Origin of the sequence: Pseudomonas sp. BT-42-2 (genome assembly GCF_025847435.2) — a bacterium.
Lineage (GTDB): Bacteria > Pseudomonadota > Gammaproteobacteria > Pseudomonadales > Pseudomonadaceae > Aquipseudomonas > Aquipseudomonas urmiensis.
This window is the reverse complement of sequence record NZ_JAOYTM010000015.1, coordinates 37,978-55,138: the sequence shown is the minus strand read 5'-3', so window position 1 is coordinate 55,138 and position 17,161 is coordinate 37,978. Positions and strand designations below refer to the sequence as shown.

14 protein-coding genes and 1 tRNA gene are annotated in these 17,161 nt (G+C 60.4%); 10 read left to right on the top strand and 5 right to left on the bottom strand.

Annotated features, from left to right (window positions below; genetic code table 11):
* Positions 1-175: 175 nt before the first annotated feature.
* The 3 genes from OIU19_RS18730 to ung form a co-directional block, all read right to left on the bottom strand.
* Complete coding sequence (locus tag OIU19_RS18730) at positions 176-2,527, bottom strand: hypothetical protein (protein ID WP_264236273.1); 2,352 nt, start codon at positions 2,525-2,527, stop codon at positions 176-178.
* Positions 2,528-2,741: 214 nt separating this feature from the next.
* Positions 2,742-4,679, bottom strand: a complete 1,938-nt coding sequence (locus tag OIU19_RS18725; RefSeq protein ID WP_264236272.1) for a hypothetical protein — start codon at positions 4,677-4,679, stop codon at positions 2,742-2,744.
* A 111-nt stretch (positions 4,680-4,790) separates the two neighbouring features.
* Entirely contained in the window at positions 4,791-5,483 is a 693-nt protein-coding gene (gene ung / locus OIU19_RS18720) for a uracil-DNA glycosylase (RefSeq protein WP_186553984.1), read from the bottom strand.
* 128 nt (positions 5,484-5,611) lie between these two features.
* On the opposite strand from ung, the gene OIU19_RS18715 reads away from it, so the two are divergent.
* Positions 5,612-6,715: an enoyl-CoA hydratase/isomerase family protein gene (locus OIU19_RS18715; RefSeq protein WP_264236270.1), complete on the top strand. Its 1,104-nt coding sequence runs from the start codon at positions 5,612-5,614 to the stop codon at positions 6,713-6,715.
* 33 nt (positions 6,716-6,748) lie between these two features.
* Here the strand turns inward: OIU19_RS18715 and OIU19_RS18710 are convergent, their stop codons facing one another.
* Entirely contained in the window at positions 6,749-7,210 is a 462-nt protein-coding gene (locus tag OIU19_RS18710; RefSeq protein WP_264236269.1) for a hypothetical protein, read from the bottom strand.
* Between the two features lie 212 nt (positions 7,211-7,422).
* Between OIU19_RS18710 and OIU19_RS18705 the strand changes: the two genes are divergently transcribed.
* From OIU19_RS18705 to OIU19_RS18680, 6 genes are all read left to right on the top strand, one after another.
* Complete coding sequence (locus OIU19_RS18705) at positions 7,423-8,901, top strand: sensor domain-containing diguanylate cyclase (RefSeq protein WP_264236267.1); 1,479 nt, start codon at positions 7,423-7,425, stop codon at positions 8,899-8,901.
* A complete protein-coding gene (locus tag OIU19_RS18700) occupies positions 8,898-9,128 on the top strand; it encodes a cysteine-rich CWC family protein (RefSeq protein ID WP_264236266.1) in 231 nt (76 codons plus the stop codon). The genes OIU19_RS18705 and OIU19_RS18700 overlap by 4 nt, the downstream gene beginning before the upstream one ends.
* A 110-nt stretch (positions 9,129-9,238) precedes the next feature.
* On the top strand, positions 9,239-9,931 hold the full coding sequence (locus tag OIU19_RS18695; RefSeq protein WP_264236265.1) for a pseudouridine synthase: 693 nt from the start codon (positions 9,239-9,241) through the stop codon (positions 9,929-9,931).
* Positions 9,932-10,310: 379 nt separating this feature from the next.
* A complete protein-coding gene (locus tag OIU19_RS18690) occupies positions 10,311-11,195 on the top strand; it encodes an alpha/beta fold hydrolase (RefSeq protein ID WP_264236264.1) in 885 nt (294 codons plus the stop codon).
* Between the two features lie 143 nt (positions 11,196-11,338).
* Positions 11,339-11,412, top strand: a tRNA-Gly gene (locus OIU19_RS18685).
* A 229-nt stretch (positions 11,413-11,641) separates the two neighbouring features.
* Positions 11,642-13,342 (top strand): SulP family inorganic anion transporter, encoded by a 1,701-nt coding sequence (locus OIU19_RS18680; protein WP_264236263.1) that lies wholly within the window; start codon positions 11,642-11,644, stop codon positions 13,340-13,342.
* Positions 13,343-13,378: 36 nt separating this feature from the next.
* Here the strand turns inward: OIU19_RS18680 and OIU19_RS18675 are convergent, their stop codons facing one another.
* Positions 13,379-14,446 (bottom strand): glycerophosphodiester phosphodiesterase family protein, encoded by a 1,068-nt coding sequence (locus tag OIU19_RS18675; RefSeq protein WP_264236262.1) that lies wholly within the window; start codon positions 14,444-14,446, stop codon positions 13,379-13,381.
* 101 nt (positions 14,447-14,547) lie between these two features.
* On the opposite strand from OIU19_RS18675, the gene OIU19_RS18670 reads away from it, so the two are divergent.
* The 3 genes from OIU19_RS18670 (at position 14,548) to OIU19_RS18660 (ending at position 17,127) form a co-directional block, all read left to right on the top strand.
* On the top strand, positions 14,548-15,564 hold the full coding sequence (locus OIU19_RS18670) for a DUF4917 family protein (RefSeq protein WP_264236261.1): 1,017 nt from the start codon (positions 14,548-14,550) through the stop codon (positions 15,562-15,564).
* 85 nt (positions 15,565-15,649) lie between these two features.
* A complete protein-coding gene (locus tag OIU19_RS18665) occupies positions 15,650-16,183 on the top strand; it encodes an RNA polymerase sigma factor (RefSeq protein WP_186553974.1) in 534 nt (177 codons plus the stop codon).
* Positions 16,180-17,127, top strand: coding sequence for a FecR domain-containing protein (locus OIU19_RS18660; RefSeq protein WP_264236260.1), 948 nt, complete (start codon positions 16,180-16,182; stop codon positions 17,125-17,127). The genes OIU19_RS18665 and OIU19_RS18660 overlap by 4 nt, the downstream gene beginning before the upstream one ends.
* The last annotated feature ends 34 nt before the right edge of the window (positions 17,128-17,161 follow it).

The following is a 17,161-nucleotide window of genomic DNA, read 5'->3' as shown; positions in this document are numbered from 1 at the left end:
GAAGGCGCGACTGTCGCGCGCTCCAATGAATAAGCGCCGGCAATTTATTCTTTTGGATGGCCCTTTTCTGTAGGAAAACTCAACAGCCGCATGAGTTCTTTCCTACAAGAATTGTCTCTAATCACGAAAACTAGCGCCGCGGTGGCTATCACAACCACCGCGGCAGTTTCAACACTTACAGGGCAGGCCCACAGACTGTATCGGTCTGCAGCCTGCTGTACCGAACAAGGCAGTCAGCGGTACTACCGAAGCCTCCGTCAGCTTTCGTCACGGTGAAACTGCTGACGAAACTACCGCTGGCAAGTGCCGGCGTTGGCCCACTGCCGACGTTGTAGAACATGATCTGGCTATACGGCACGCTGTGAAGCAGGCGGCGATTATTCACGTCAGCTTGAGTGACATCATGATCGAAGGTGTAGTGTTGATTGACCAAGGCAGTACCCAGGGCATTACTGGAGTAGGTCAGGGTAATCGTAACGATGTCACCGACAACTAAAGTGGGCTCGATAATTTCAAGATTGATACCAAGCCACGGCTGCGCCCCGCAGTTGATGATACCGGTTTGCTTAACGGGTGCACCTGGGCGACGGTTCTGCTGCTGTATGACCTGCCCGTTAGCTACGCGAGTGTCGGCCACAGCGGTATATCTAACGAACGACGTTAGCGCCAAGGTAACGAATTGAACCCTGACATCAGTCGTCGGCGAACGCTGGAAGTTATTCGCGTTGGCCGCTGTGTCATCTGCATACACTTCATAGTAGATAGGCTTGCGCCCATTGCCGCGCGCCGTGATCACAGCTTCCGGCAACGGCACGGTAACCGTGGTTCCTGCAGTCTCGTTGCCAACCAGTACAAGTTCAGCGACTTGATCAGCTGCCGTGCCACCATCGTAGAAGAACCTGACCACATGACCGGCAGCCAGTCCTTGATAGTAGGTGAACGTGATGACGCCATCCTGGCCTGTATCACGACTATCGATCAAGTTGTCGGTCTGTGAAGCAGGACCCCGTACGACAACCGGCGTAAGCGCTGTATTCACAGGGCCTTCGTCAATCGGTACTGGACCCACCGTGCGCAGATCCAAAGGCACGATGGCGCGAGGCGAGATACCGAGATCGGCGGTCCCTCGGCGCAAGGTATATTCCACATTCAGATCATAGAAGGACTGACCGCCAAATCTAGGCACTGCCAGATCATCCCAACTGGCGATGACGGTGCGAGGGTTACTACCGTATGTGAACGCCGGCAGCGTCACGACATTACCGGTATCTCCTGGGGGGTTGGCAGCAATGGGACGGATCAGGCGCATTTCGATCAGGTCGCCGGGCTGTGCATTGGTAATATCCGGCACCCGGATAGGCAGCCCAGCGCGGGCAATCACGCGATCCACGCGCGCAGCGGTAATGACTGGCGCAGGCAATACCCCTGGTACAGCATCCAGCCGTAGGGTGACCTGAAGAGACTGGGAGCGACCCGATCCCCAACCGGCACGATCGATCAACTCATATTCCAATTCCTTTGGCCCCTCTCCCAGCGCAAGAAGCGCAGTGGAGGGAATGGCCACAGTAGCGTTGGGAGCAAGGGCAGGAAGGGGCAGGGGTTGAGCCTGGTCATCAATTGGCCACATCACGGCCTCATGCACGATAACCCCACCGGCCCTGACCACAATTCGATCACCAGGCCACGCGCCAGTGGCCAGCGGTACCGGAAACTCAATGAGCGGATTACTCTCAAGCAGCGCCCTGGTCAACACGACCGGGGCGGTGATACCGGCAGGTGTGGTCGGGATACCTAGCGGACCCGGTGTTGAGCGAAAGGACGGCGGAGTCGCATCTACGAACAACGGCTGCAGGGGCGACATCGCTTGGTTGTCAACACTTTCGTTAGTGACGATGTAGAAAATGTTGTTAGTCCGATCCGGGTCAAGCCAGCGGATGAACTCTGGAGTAAGCGTGAACGTGTACTCGGTAGGACTGGTAGCCGTAGTGGTTTCAAACGGCGTGCTGAACAAAAAATCGCCGTAGAGAATATTGTTGGCCGGATTATTTCGATCCTGCCGCCCGAAGATAATAACGTCATTAGTGCCGGCATAATCCGCAGCTTCCGTATCCGGCACCGTCGATGCCCAACGCGGCACGGTAATAGAAATCAAACTATTTCCGCTACTATCAGCATCTTCCCAAGCCGCAGCGGGAACGGTATTGGGCCGCGCATCATCAACATCTGGCAAGGTATTACTTATGGTAAAACTCGCCGCCGCAAGGATAGAAACGTCCTCTGGCGCACCCATATTGGCTGCGAGCCGAGTCCGCGCTTTAGGTTTTGCACCCGGCTTCAATAGTTTTTCATTTGCTTCTCCTCGAAGCGCTGACATTTCTTCAGCTTCTAGTCGCTGCTCTTCCAGAGTACGCTCATTCACACTGAGCGACAGATCCTTCTGCACCTGTCCGATCGGCGCAACAAAATCGCCAGATTCAATGATCACCAGTGCGCCATTATCGGTGGAGTCTTTCTCTTGAATAGTCATTGTCTCTATCCCTAATCTGCTAGCCGGAGTGTAATTATCCCTACCACTGAACGCTCTACTACAACTACTCATCTTCTTTGAACACTGTAATTATCTTTCTGACATGGCCATGCGCCCTTCTCTGCTGGTCTGGGCAGATATCGATAGGTGCTACTGCATGTCATGAAACGTCTGTAACTTAGATCAACACTAAATTGCTAACTGCCAAGCAGTGTTAAACCCTCACATCACCCGTTGGGGTACAGACCACAAAGCTTGCTCGCTGGAGATCGATGGGCACCCAGGACAGTGGCGCTTCAACGGTTCGGCCATCTGGCTTGGTCAACCGATAGCCGATCCTCGCGTAGCCCGTGTAAACCCTCCCGGCTGCGGCGAACACATCAAAGATCAGCCTATTGAACTCGTTCATCTGCAAGGTCTGCGCACCCGCCTGGGTGACCACTATTGGCGCAAGATATTCGGGGGCTGGCATAAGCGGCTGGGAAGCCACTCCATCGCTCTGCGTGCGGAACAACTGCCAACGCAGCTCCAGACGGTCATTCACCTGAATGTCCGCGTGCTGCGCAACGGTCATCGTTATGCCTAGCCAGGGTTGCGTGGCACAGTTGAGAATGGGTTGGAAAGGCGTCAGTCGTGGTCTGGTCACCGTCAATCGAGTCAGTTGTGCCGTGTCGACTCTGACCGACGTCGGGTTGGCTCGTTGTCGGTTGCCGCCTATCGCCGTTCGGTAGAACACCTGCACGGCAGGGCCATCACCGCCTTGCCTGATCACCTCGTAAGGCACCGGGGAAAAGGTAACCCTCTGTCGCGGCGGTTCATTACCGGTCACCTGGTAAGTCGCAACCACCTGTGGCAAGTTCCCCCAATGCAGCTCAAGCACCTCACCGGCGCGGGGGCTTGGGTAAAGCTCAACATCGACCATGACCGCCACACCGACATCCGCAAGCCCGAGGACGTTATCCGCCGTGCGCCCCCTCACCACCACGGGAGCAAGCTGTGGGTTGACCTCTCCGGGCCCCTGCGGATCAGGCCCTGCCACGCGCAAGTCGACGTTCACCTGGATGACAGGTGAAGCCTGCCTTCCCGCATTTTGCACCAGCTCATAGCGCACTGACCGCAGCACTGGGCCAACGAAACCATCGGCTGTGATCGTCGCCCAAGGCACGATCACAGTGGCAGGCCACTGCGGGGTTGCAGGTACTGGCCATAGCGCCAGCGGGCGATCATTCCAATAGACCTGAATGCTATCGCCGGCAAGCGCCTGGGTGATTTGCGGGACTTCAACAGTTACCAACCCACGCGCCTCCTGCAGGTCGATCAAACCATCGCTAGCTAACGGTACGACTGGAGCAGGCAGCACTGGGCCGACAGTCAAACGTATCTCGACGTCCCGCGAGGTCGATTCACGACCGACGTTGCCCGAACGGTCAAGCAACTTGCTGACCACTCGGAACTGCCCATCACCTAATAACCCGGCCGGGACAGCGATAGGAAACGGCTGCAGATTGATGTTCTCAGGCGTGACTTCGACTTCCACGGTAGGCGTTTCGGGTGTCGCCGCTTGCCCTTGAGGGATAACAAATAACAAGGCACGGTCGCCCAAGCGTATATCGACCCAGCGATCGAGGAAGAAGATCGCTTGCTGAGCATTGTTGGCGAGATAGGTAGGGTCAACCAGCCTCACGTTATCGTTACGCAAGGGTGCAGGATTGCCGAAGTTGGGTGCTGTACGATCAATACGAATCTGTATGGAAGAAGACGTGCTCGGATTGCCGATGACCTCCACTTCGGCCGAGTAGCCAACCGACCACACGCCTTCACGGTTGAGCAAGTGTGCGGGCATCTGCAACTGCACCGGAAAGAAATCTACCGCGCGGGGCTCCATTTTTACTGGAAACTCTGCGACTGCCGCGCCTTCCCACAAGCAACGAAAGATCATCTGCAGATCGGTGTAACCCTCACTCACCAACTGTGCATAGCTAGCTTCGTAATCTGCCCAACCGAGCACTTGCATCTCCAACGCAGCGCCCTGCGCGGTGAGCGGTACGGTGAAGGCACCGTTTTCATCGGCAAGTAATGCAAGCACTGCGGGCAGGTTCGGTTCAGGAAGATCGGTGGTGCCGGCCCTGGTACTTGGTAGCGGCTGCGTCATGAAACACCCCTCTGGTGCAGGCCTGCAAAGTTCGGCTTGCGGATTTGCTGGGTGAAATCTAGCGCGCAACGCAGCCAGGGCGAAACTGACAAAAATACTAGGTAGTTACCTTCAAAGCGGCCGCAGCGCCCAATCGATCGGGCTCATGCCATGCTGCTGCAAAAAGCCATTGGCCCGACTGAAATGGCCACAGCCAAAAAACCCACGATAGGCCGACAGCGGCGATGGATGCACCGACTTGAGCACCAGGTGCTTGGTGCCGTCGATCAGCTTTTGCTTGCTCTGGGCATGGGCGCCCCACAGCAGAAACACCACGTTGGGGCACTGCTCGCTGACCAGCTGAATGATTCGATCAGTAAACAGCTCCCAGCCTTTTTTCGCATGCGAAGCGGCATTGGCGCGCTCTACGGTCATGGTGGTGTTGAGCAACAACACGCCCTGATCGGCCCAGCTCTGCAGATAGCCATGGTTGGGAATGGGCAGGTTCAAATCACGCTGCAGCTCTTTGTAGATATTGACCAGCGAAGGTGGCGTAGCAATGCCTGGCTGCACCGAGAAGCACAAGCCATGGGCCTGGCCCGGGCCGTGGTACGGGTCCTGGCCGAGAATGACCACTTTGACCTGGTTCAGCGGCGTCGAATTCAGCGCATTGAAAATCAGCGGACCCGGCGGATAGATCTCCTTGCCAGCGGCATACTCCTGACGCAGGAATTCGCGCAGCTGGTGCATGTAGGGCTGGTCGAATTCAGCGCGTAGCGCCTCCTTCCAGCTGGGTTCGAGCTTGATGCGGTCGTCGTCGGTCATGGGGCTATCCAAAAGCAAAGTGGCGCGACACTAGGAAAGCTGCCCTGGCTTGTCAATCGATCCGACCGACGACCGGCGCGATCTGCTCAGCAGGCCATACTTGGCGGATGATTTGTGCGAGGTAGTCCATGTCCATTACATGCCAGGTACTCACCGGCGCCGATGGCGCCCGAATCGGTATTGCCACCCTGGATGCACCCGAGGCGCTCAACGCCTTGAGCCTGCCGATGATCGAGATACTCGACGAGCAACTGCGTAGCTGGGCCAGTGACTCGGGGATCGTCTGCGTGCTGCTGCGTGGCAATGGCAGCAAGGCCTTCTGTGCCGGCGGCGACGTGCGCGCGCTGGTCGATGCGTGCCGTGAGCATCCCGGTAGCGTACCGCCGCTGGCGGCGACCTTCTTTGCCGCTGAATACCGCCTGGATTATCGCCTGCACACCTACCCTAAACCGCTATTGTGCTGGGGCCATGGGCATGTCCTCGGCGGTGGCATGGGGCTGCTGCAAGGCGCCGGGGTGCGTATCGTCACTCCCAGCAGCCGCTTGGCGATGCCGGAAATCAGCATTGGCTTGTACCCCGACGTGGGCGCCAGCTGGTTCCTCAGCCGCTTGCCCGGCAAGCTGGGGTTGTTTCTGGGGCTGACCGGGGCGCCGATCAACGCGCGTGATGCGCTCGATCTGGGCTTGGCGGATCGTTTCTTTGGTGAGCACCAACAGGAAGCATTGATCAATGAATTGCTGCAGTTGAACTGGCAGGAGCAAACCAGCCTGCAACTGAGCAGCCTGCTCAAGTGTGAACAGCACCGCGCCTGCGCCGAACTGCCGCAAGCCCAATGGCTACCGCGTCGGGCTGTCATCGACGAATTGCTCGATGTCGCCGACCCGGTTGCAGCCTGGAAAGCCGTGGCAGGCCTGCGAAAACATACCGATCCATTACTGGCGGCAGCTGGACAGCGCCTACATGAAGGCTGCCCGCTCACTGCGCACCTGGTCTGGGAGCAGATTCAGCGGGCCCGGCACCTGTCATTGGCGCAAGTGTTCCAGATGGAATATGCAATGAGCCTTAACTGCTGCCGGCACCCGGAGTTCAGCGAAGGCGTGCGCGCGCGACTGATCGACAAGGACAACCAATCGCGCTGGCACTGGCCGGATGTGGCACAGGTGCCCACAGCGGTGGTGGCAGCGCATTTCGCCAAAGTCTGGGAAGGGCGCCACCCCTTGGCCGATCTGTAGGGTGGTATGAGAGCCGAGCTACGCCGCTACCGCTTAGCGATGCCAGTTGCGCTCACCCCGCGGCCCATCCGGGCGGCGATTGCGATCACCCCGGCCGTTGGAATGCCAGCGACCATCCTGGTAGCGGCGGTTGTCGTTGCGGTAGTCATGCCGATCACGGTCGCGACCATAGTCATAGCGCTGGCGGTTGCCGTAGTCATTGCGCGGATTGCCGTGCCACTGCCTCACCCCAGGCTGCGGATAAGGCCGGTAATGCGGCACCGGCGCAGGCCGATAGTAACGCGGTGCCGGTTGGTAATAGCGCGGTGCGGCTTGATAGTAGTAGCGCGGCTGCGGCGCAACGTAATAGCCGCGGTCATAGCGTTGATAGCCGGGATAGGAGTAGCGATCGGCGCTGTAGTACTCGGTACGATAGTAGCCGCCGTTTCCGTAATAAGGGGCGCAGGCGCTGGTCAGCAGCGCCAGCAGGGCGATCAGCAAGATTCGTGGGGACATGGCGGCCTCCTGGACCGCTGGAGTGCCCGGCACAGCGGCGCTGGCGAGCGTCGATCGGCATGCGTTGATCGACACTGATTAAGACAGTTGCGCCAAGGTCCAGTGCCATTTGCGCAACAAATTGAAACAAGTCGGATACCCCCAAAAAACATGCAGTCATTTTCCGGTCATCTCACTAGAATGGCGCCACTGGCACACATCACGGGAAGATCATGCCGTCACGTTCCGCCTTGTTCTCACAGCGCTCGCTCATCCTGACCCTGCTGCTGTTGCTGGCGTGTGGTTTTCTGGCCACTTCCCTGCTCGGCTATTTCGCCTCGCGTAGCGCCATTCGCGATGGCATCGTCAATACCGAGTTGCCCCTGACCTCCGACACGGTCTATTCGGAGATCCAGAAAGACCTGATCCGCCCGGTGCTGATCTCCTCGATGATGGCCCAGGACACCTTCCTGCGTGACTGGGTGCTGGCCGGCGAACAGGACGCCGAGCGCATCACCCGCTATCTGGGCGAGGTGATGGGCAATCAGGACACCTGCACCGCCTTCTTCGTCTCCGAGCGCACGCTCACCTATTACCAGGCCAAGGGCGTGCTCAAGCAGATCAAGCCTGGCACCTGGCGCGATGCCTGGTATTACCGCCTGCGCGAGCTGAACGAGCCCTACGAGATAAACGTCGACCTGGACATGGCCAACCAGGACAAGCTCACGGTGTTCATCAACTACCGGGTGCTCGACTATCAGGGCCAGTTCATTGGCGCTGCCGGGGTGGGCCTGAGCGTGGAGTCGGTCGTCAAGCTGATCGACGACTACCAGCGGCGCTACCAGCGCTCGGTGTTTTTCACCGATGCCAGCGGCAAGGTCTTGCTGACCGGCTCGGAGGGCGCTGCACACGGCCTGCGGGTTGGCCAGCAACTGGCCGAGAGCCGCGAGTTCGAACAACTGCTGCCGCGCATGCCCATCCCCGGCGCTGGCAGCCATGAGTACCTCGACAGCGAAGGCCACAGCCACTTCCTCAATGTGCGGCAGATCCCCGAACTTGACTGGTACCTGCTGGTAGACAAACGCGAGACCGGCGCGCTAGAGCGGGTGCGCCAGTCGCTGTACTTGAATCTGGCGATCTGCGCGATGATCACCCTCGTGGTGCTCTCACTGCTGCATGCCATGGTCAAGCGCCATCAAGACAGCATGGAAGCGCTGGCCACCCTCGACACCCTCACCGGCCTGCCTAACCGGCGCAGCTTCGATCTGCTGGCCGGGCAAGCGTTGCAAGAAGCCCAACGCGACAACACGTCCTTAGTGGCGCTGCTGATCGATCTGGATCACTTCAAGGTGCTCAACGACACCCACGGCCACCTGGCTGGCGACGAAGTGCTGCGCCAGTTCGCCAACGTCCTGCAGGGCAGCTTGCGCCAGTCGGATATACTTTGCCGCTGGGGTGGTGAGGAGTTCATCGTGCTGTTGCGTGAAGCCGATGGTCGACAAGCGTTCGATGTGGCGGAAAAAATCCGCCGGCGCACCGAGCAGCTGACTTTCAGCTACAACGACCAGCCGCTACGCCTGACCACCAGCATCGGCCTGAGCAGCCTGCAACGTGACGACACCCTGCACACGCTGCTGACCCGCGCCGACCATGCCCTCTATCGTGCCAAACAGGGCGGACGCAACCGCGTCTGTAGCGAGACAGCCTCATGACCGACAGCCAGCGTTGCCCCGCCTGCGGCGCCCTCAATCAATGCGGCCTGGCCGACCCACGCAGCGCTACCCAGGGTTGCTGGTGCTTTGCCGTGACCATCGACCCGGCGGTGCTCCAAGCCCTGCCCGCCGAACTGCGTAACCAAGCCTGCCTGTGCCCACGCTGTGCGGCGGTCGATGAGCAGCTCAAAATACCGCCCCGTGGAAGCGGGCTTGCCCCGCGATAGCGTCAGATCAGCCCTCCCCTAATTGAGGCTGCTGATACTATCGCGGGGAAGCAGCGAATCCGCCAGCAATTGGGTAGACTGCGCGCCTTATTCCGACCTCAGTTGCAATCATGCGTCTCGACCGTTTCCTCGCCAACCTCCCTTGCTACAACCGCCAGCAGGTGCGCTTGCTGTTGGTGCAGCGGCGCGTGCGCGTGGATGGCGAGATAGTTGTCGATCCGCTGCATGAAGTGCGTGAGTTCAGCCGCGTCGAGGTCGATGAGCAGCTGCACCAGGCTGGCCGGCCTGCGCGCTACCTGATGCTGCACAAGCCTGCGGGCTGCGTCAGTGCTACTCACGATCGGCAACATCGCACTGTGCTTGAGCTGTTGCCGGCTGAACTGCGTGAGGATTTGCACATTGCCGGGCGGCTGGACTTCAACACCACCGGGTTGCTGATCCTGACCAACGATGGCCAGTGGTCGCGGCGTTTGACGCAACCGAGCACCAAACTGCCGAAGGTCTATCAGGTGCAGACCGAGGATGAGATTGGCGAGCACTACCCCGCCAAGTTTCGCCAGGGGTTCTATTTTGCTTTCGAGGACCTGACCACCCTGCCCGCCCGGCTGCAGATCCTGGGTACGCATCAGGCCCGGCTGGAAATCGTCGAAGGGCGTTATCACCAGGTCAAGCGGATGTTCGGCCACTTTCAGAACAAGGTGATCGGGCTGCACCGGGAAAGCATGGGCAGCATTGTCCTGGACCCTGCCCTGGCGCCAGGTGAGTTCCGCGCGCTGACCCGGCAAGAGATCGCGGCGGTCTGAGACCTGCGGTCATTCCCCGCGATAGGGCCTGACCTGAGTTACGCCCCATACCAGCGCAGCCACAACCGCCCAGCGGTTTTTCCTACACGATTACCCGAACGGCACTTGCGGGATCGCCAACCTACTGCTTGAATCGAAATCGTCAGTCTGCATGTGACTTGCCAGTCACGGCCGCAGTCCAAGACGCCTTTTTGCCGGCCACCCAGGGTCTCGATACCCCGGGGCACGGTGAATTGCCCGCCAAAAACAATACCGTCGACACATGTGCCAAGGATCGACACAGGGCCCGGTAAAACTCTTCAAGGCATGTGCCTACCTGTCATAAACAACGTGCACCCTAGGTGACGCGAATACCCTTTTTGCGCCAGGAGTCGATGACATGAGGCCAGAAATCGCTGTACTTGATATCCAAGGTCAGTATCGGGTTTACACGGAGTTCCATCGCGCGCACGGCGCCGAGAAGACGATCATTCTGATCAACGGATCGCTGGCGACCACTGCCTCGTTTGCCCAGACGGTGCGCAGCCTGCACCCGCAATTCAACGTGGTGCTGTACGACCAGCCGTATGCCGGCAAGTCCAAGCCCCACAACCGCCAGGAGCGTCTGCTGACCAAGGAGACCGAGGCGCATATCCTCCTTGAGCTGATCGAGCACTTCCAGGCCGACCACGTGATGTCGTTCTCCTGGGGCGGTGCCTGCACCCTGCTGGCGCTGGCGCACCAGCCACGGTTGGTGAAAAAGGCCATCGTCAGCTCGTTCTCGCCAGTGATCAACGAACCAATGCGCGACTACCTGGAGCGCGGTTGCCAATACCTGGCCGCTTGCGATCGCTACCAGGTCGGCAACTTGGTCAACGACACCATTGGCAAGCACCTGCCGTCGCTGTTCAAGCGCTTCAACTACCGGCATGTCAGCAGCCTGGACAGCCATGAGTACGCGCAGATGCTGTTCCACATCAATCAGGTGTTGCAGCACGATCTGGAGCGGGCGCTCAAGGGCGCGGCGAACATCAATATCCCGGTGATGTTCATCAACGGTGATCGTGACGAATACACCACCGCCGAGGATGCCCGCCAGTTCGGCAAGCATGTGGACCAGAGCCACTTCAGCGTGATCAAGGGTGCCGGGCACTTCCTCGATATGGAGCACAAGACCGCCAGCGAAGCGCTGCGTAACGTCATGCTGGGCTTCCTCAAGCCGACAACGCGTGAGCCCCGTCAACGCAACCACTATGTACAGGGGCACCATGCACTGGCCATCTGAGCGCATCGGCGTCCTGTAGCCCTTTGACTACCCGCAGGCTACGGGCCGCCGACTGTTCTTTTTCAAGCCTGGGCTTTTCATCGCTGGAGGGTTCTGGTACAAAGTCGAGCTGCGAAGCGCAAGCCGCTTAGTAAAGGCGTCAAGCGGGTATAGTTTAATGGTAGAACAGTAGCTTCCCAAGCTTCCGACGAGGGTTCGATTCCCTCTACCCGCTCCACTTCTTGCTGCACCGATTCAAGTAGTTCCGCATGACGTTGCCATAACGTCATCGCCTGTCAAAAGGAAGCCGAGGCTTCCTTTTTTCGTTTCTGCCTTTTGCTTGATCTGGCCCATGGCCTGTACCTGCCCAATCCGCTTGAATGCCCAGCGCGAAAATCCGCTTGCACGGAGCTCGCCGTGAGCGCATATGCTCACCTGCACTGTGAAACATTTCGAAAGGACTGCGCATGTTTCTCTCACGCTGGCTACCGGGCCTGGCCAACCTGCTGCACTACCGCCGCGAGTGGTTCCACGCTGACCTGCAGGCGGGCCTGTCGGTGGCAGCGATTCAGATCCCGATCGCCATCGCCTACGCCCAGATCGTCGGCCTACCGCCGCAGTACGGGCTGTACGCCTGCGTACTGCCGATGATGGTCTATGCCTTGATCGGCAGTTCGCGGCAGTTGATGGTGGGGCCAGATGCGGCGACCTGCGCGATGATCGCCGGAGCCGTGGCGCCGTTGGCGATGGGTGATCCGCAGCGCATCGCCGAGCTGTCGGTGATCGTCACCGTGCTGGTGGGGGTGATGCTGATTGCCGCCGGTGTGGCGCGAGCTGGATTCATTGCCAGCTTCTTCTCGCGACCGATCCTGATTGGCTACCTCAACGGCATCGGCCTGAGCCTGATCGCCGGGCAATTGAGCAAGGTGGTGGGCTTCAAGATCGAGGGCGACGGGTTCATCCTCAGCCTGATCAACTTTGTTCAACGCCTGGGCGAGATCCACTGGCTGACCCTGCTGATCGGCGTTGCCGGGCTCGGCTTGCTGATCTGGCTGCCACGGCGTTATCCGCGCCTGCCAGCGGCGTTGGTCACCGTGGTGCTGTTCACCTTGCTGGTCGGACTATTCGGGCTCGACCATTTTGGCGTCGCCATCCTCGGCCCAGTACCAGGCGGCATGCCCGAGCTGGCTTGGCCGCAAAGCAATCTGGCCGAGACCAAGAGCCTGCTGCGCGATGCCCTGGGTATCGCCACGGTCAGTTTTTGCAGCGCCATGCTCACCGCCCGCAGCTTCGCCGCCCGGCATGGCTATGCGATCAACGCCAACCACGAGTTCGTCGCTTTGGGGGTGAGTAACCTGGCTGCCGGGCTGTCGCAAGGTTTCGCCATCAGTGGCGCCGACTCACGTACCGCAGTCAACGACATGGTCGGCGGCAGGAGCCAACTGGTGGGCATCATTGCCGCGCTGGTGATTGCCTTGATCCTGCTGTTCTTCACCGCCCCGATGGCCTGGATTCCCCAGGCTGCGCTCGGAGCTGTGCTGCTGATGGCTGGCTGGGGGCTGATCGATGTGCAGTCGTTGGGCAAAATCTATCGCCTGAGCCGCTTCGAGTTCTGGCTGTGCCTGCTGACCACCGTCGGCGTGCTTGGCCTGGGCGTATTACCGGGGATCGTGTTCGCCGTGACCTTGGCCATCCTGCGTCTGCTCTACAGCATCTACCAACCTACCGATGCGGTGCTCGGCTGGGCGCCAGGCATCGAAGGCCAGGTCGATGTACGCCATCACCCCGACGCGCGCACGGTGCCAGGTTTGGTGGTGTACCGCTTCGATGATGCGATCCTGTTCTTCAATGCCGACTATTTCAAAATGCGCTTGCTCGACGCCGTGCAAGGCGAGGACAAGCCCCAGGCAGTGCTGTTCGATGCCGAGGCGGTGACCAGCATCGACGTCAGCGGCATCGCCGCCCTGCGCGAGGTGCGCGACACCCTCGCAGCACAAGGGATTCACTTCGCCATCGCCCGCGCCCGCGGCACCTTCCTGCGCATGCTGGTGCGCTCGGGGATGGCGCGAGAGATGGAAGACAAGCTGCTGTTCGGCTCGGTGCGGGCGGGGATACGGGCTTATCGGGTTTGGCGCAATCGGGCGCGTAAGGAGACGACGAACGATTAAGGCTTTGCGTGAGGCCACTAAGGGCTTGCTCTTCGATCAGTACCCGAGCCTGCGCAATACCTGTCCCTCCTCCAGCGCATCCGCCCGTCCATAAAAGCGCATCAGCGCCCCGGTCCGATTGGTAAAAATCCCATCCACCCCGGCCTTCATCGCCTTGTCGAAGTCCACCGGCTCATCAAGGGTATACACGTGCACCAGCAGCCCCTGTTGATGGCTGAGCTGGTTCATCCACGGCTCAATCAAATCGGCATAGCTCTGCTCGCCCAACTGACTGCGCCGCGCCGACGGCCCTGTGCCGATCGCGCCGCCCGCCTTGGCAAACTCAAGCCAACGCTCGAACTCAGCCCGATCACGAGGCTGCTGGCGGGCGTAGAACGCCGCCTTGTCGCGCTCACCCGATTCGGCAAACGACTGCCCCGAGGCCGGCTCGATACTGCCCTTGCCCACCCACAGCAACAGCACCTTGGGCACCTGTGGCATGGCCTCATGCAGCAGTCGCAGGCTGTTGCGATCAAAGGTCTGCAGTACCACCCGCCCGGGCTTGTCCAGCCAGCCCCGCGCCTTGAGCCGCTCGGCCAGATCACGCTCGATGCCAGGAAACTGCCCCGGCATCTTGGTCTCGATATACAACCCAGGCCGCTGCTGCGGGCTGTCTTCTGCGATGTCGATCACCTCATCCAGGGTCAGGATCGGTAGCTGCTTGAACGAAGCCCGGGCGCGATCCGGATACGCCTGGTTGAACCAACTGCCAGCGTCCAGCGATTTAAGCTCCGCCAGGGTAAAAGCGCTGACCGGGCTGTCACGGCGCGTGGGGAAGCGCTCGGCGACATCGCTGGTACGCGACAGCACATCGTCGTGCACCACCACCAACACACCATCGCGGGTGCGTTGCAGGTCCAGCTCCAGATAGTCGGCGCCCAGTTCGCGGGCCAGTAGGTAAGCCGGCCGGGTGGACTCGGGCGCATCGAAAGACGCGCCGCGATGGGCGATCACTGCCGGATGTGCAATACCCTGGGCAGCCGCCAAGCTGCGCCCATCGCTGGCTTGCGCCGCGCCCGCCAACAGTGTTGCAAGGCCCAGTGCCCGTACGATCTGCGTGTGCATCTTGGCTCTCCTGCGTATCGATCCATGGCCAGACAGCCTCGCACAGCTTGCATGACATGCTAAAGTCCCCGCGATTTCCGCCTCTACCCCTGGACCCTCGCATGCCTGCACTAGACGCCCACCTGATCGCCTGGCCAACGCTCAATGCCAGCCATCCCTGCGATGCCTTGCTGCTGGGCAATGGTGCCAGTCGTGCGCTGTGGAAACCGTTCGGCTATTTCTCGCTGTTCGAACAGGCCCAGCGCGTGCGGCACAAGGCCTTGGGTGTCAGTGACCAGGCGTTGTTCAAGGCGTTGGGCACAGAGTTGTTCGAGCCGGTGCTGAGTACCTTGAACACCACGGTCCGGGCCAACGCTGCACTGGCGATCAATTCCACCGCGCCGCTGAACCGCTACTACTCGCTCAAAGAGGCGCTGATCCATGCCGTGCGCGCGGTGCATATGCCCTGGCCACTGATGCCAAGCGCTACCCTCGACTCGATCGCCCAGGCCCTGCGCGGCTATCGCCGTGTCTATACCAGCAACTACGACCTGCTCTTGCCCTGGGCGATGCGCCATGCACCGCAGGGGTTTGCCTCGCTGTTCGATGACGAAGGCTTTTTCGATGTGCGCAACACGCGCAGCGAAGGCACGCGGGTGATGCACCTGCATGGCGGGCTGCACTTGCTCAAGCTGCCCGACGGCAGCACCCGCCAGCGCAGCGCCAATAATGCCGAATTGCTCGATGGCTTTGCCGTGAACATTCCCGGTGAAGTGCCGTTGTTCATCAACGAGGACCGCAGTGAACACAAACTGCGGGCTATTCGTAATTCCGATTACCTGTCCTGGTGCCTGGGCCAACTCGCCGGTGAAAGCCAGGGGGTGTGCCTGTTCGGACAGCATCTGGATGGCAGCGATCAACATCTGCTCGACGCCATTCGCCAGGCGCGACCGGCACACCTGGCGATCGCCATCAGGCCGCTGAGCGAGGCTTCGGTTATCAACCAAAAACAGCATTTCATCCAGCGGTTTGCCGACATTGCAGGTAGTTCTCTGCATTTTTTCGATTCCAGCACCCACCCCTTAGGCGGCGCCGAACTGGCCATCGAAGTCCCGGCTGATTTTTCCCGGCGGCGCTGAAGGAGCAATCAGTAAAACATTGGCAAATGTAAATAATTATCGATAAGATCCGCACCCTTTCTCCAGGCCAGCCCGGAAAGCGTGCATGCAGCGCCTCAAACCCGACCCCGCCGCCCAGGAATCCTGCCGGGGTTTCTATGCCGACATCCTGCACTTCCTGCGCAAGCGCATGGACAATGCCAGCGATGCGGCAGACATGACCCAGGACGTGTTCACCCAATGGCTGGGGTATCGCGACCGGGCCAAGGTCGAGCAGCCGCGGGCCTTCCTGTTCCAGATGGCGCGCAACCTGCTTAGCGACCATTGGCGCCGGCAGAAGGTGCGCCACAGCGCGCTGGGCGAAGAGCAGGCCGAAGTGCTGCACAGCGAGCCGGCCAACGACCCGCTCGACCACGCCCAGCGCCAGCAACGCCTGGAACATCTGCGCCAGGTGCTCGCGCAACTCTCGCCGCGGCGCCGCGAAGCCCTTATGCTGCATCGCTTCGAAGGACTGACCCAGGCGCAGATCGCACAACGCATGAATATTTCCGTAAGCATGGTCGAAAAGCACATCGCCGCCGCCCTGCTGCAGTGCAAGCAACGCCTGGACAGCGATAACGGCAGGGAGCACGCAGAATGACCCCTCATGACGATCTCGACGCCCACTCGATCGACGCCCAGGCCGCCAGCTGGTTCAGCCGCAACCGCAATGCCCCCTCGCGTGAGGCACGCAAGGCCTTTGTCCAGTGGTTGCAAGACCCGCAGAACGCTCGCGCCTATCGCCAGTTCGAGCAACTATGGGATGACCTCGAAGCGCTCAAGCAAGCCAATCGCCCGGTGCCGCTGGAAGTACGCCGGGCGCCGCGCTGGCGCCCGGCTTTGGCCGCCGCCGCTGCACTGCTGTGTGCGCTGCTGGCCGGCAATCTCGGCGCTGGCAGCAGCGCCTACCAACAGCGTCTGAGCGCCCAGCACGACCTGCGCAGCCTGCGCCTGCCCGACGGCAGCCAGCTGGTGGTCAACGCCCAGACCCGGCTGCGCCTGGACTTCAGCGCCGAGCGCCGGCTGATCCACCTCGAGCAAGGCCAGCTGTACATCGACGTGGCACCGGACAAGGAGCGGCCACTGTTCATCGACGCGGGCAGAGGACAAGTACGGGTGGTGGGCACAGGCTTGGATGTGCGCCGCGGTGAAAAGGAGCTGGTGGTCACTGTCGCCCACGGCCAGGTAGCCTTCGACACGCCGGGCGAAACTAATCCGGCACTGTTGCTTGGCGCAGGTCAACGGGCCACCTACGACACCACGCGAGGCACCGTCACCCAACAGGCATTGAACGACCAGCCGGTAGCCGACTGGCGCGACGGTCATGTGAGCTTTCGCAACCGCGAACTGGCCAGCCTGATTGACGAACTCCGCCTGTACCGCGAGCAACCGGTGCTGCTCGCCGATCCGTCGCTTGGGCAATACAAAGTCTCAGGTAATCTCGACGTACACGACCCGGACGCCCTGCTCAACGCCCTGCCCGCTCTGCTGCCGGTGAAAACCACCTTGCTGGCCGACGGACGCCTGCGCATCGACCGCCGCTGATTTTTTAAGAATTTTTATCATTCGCAGGTGAGGA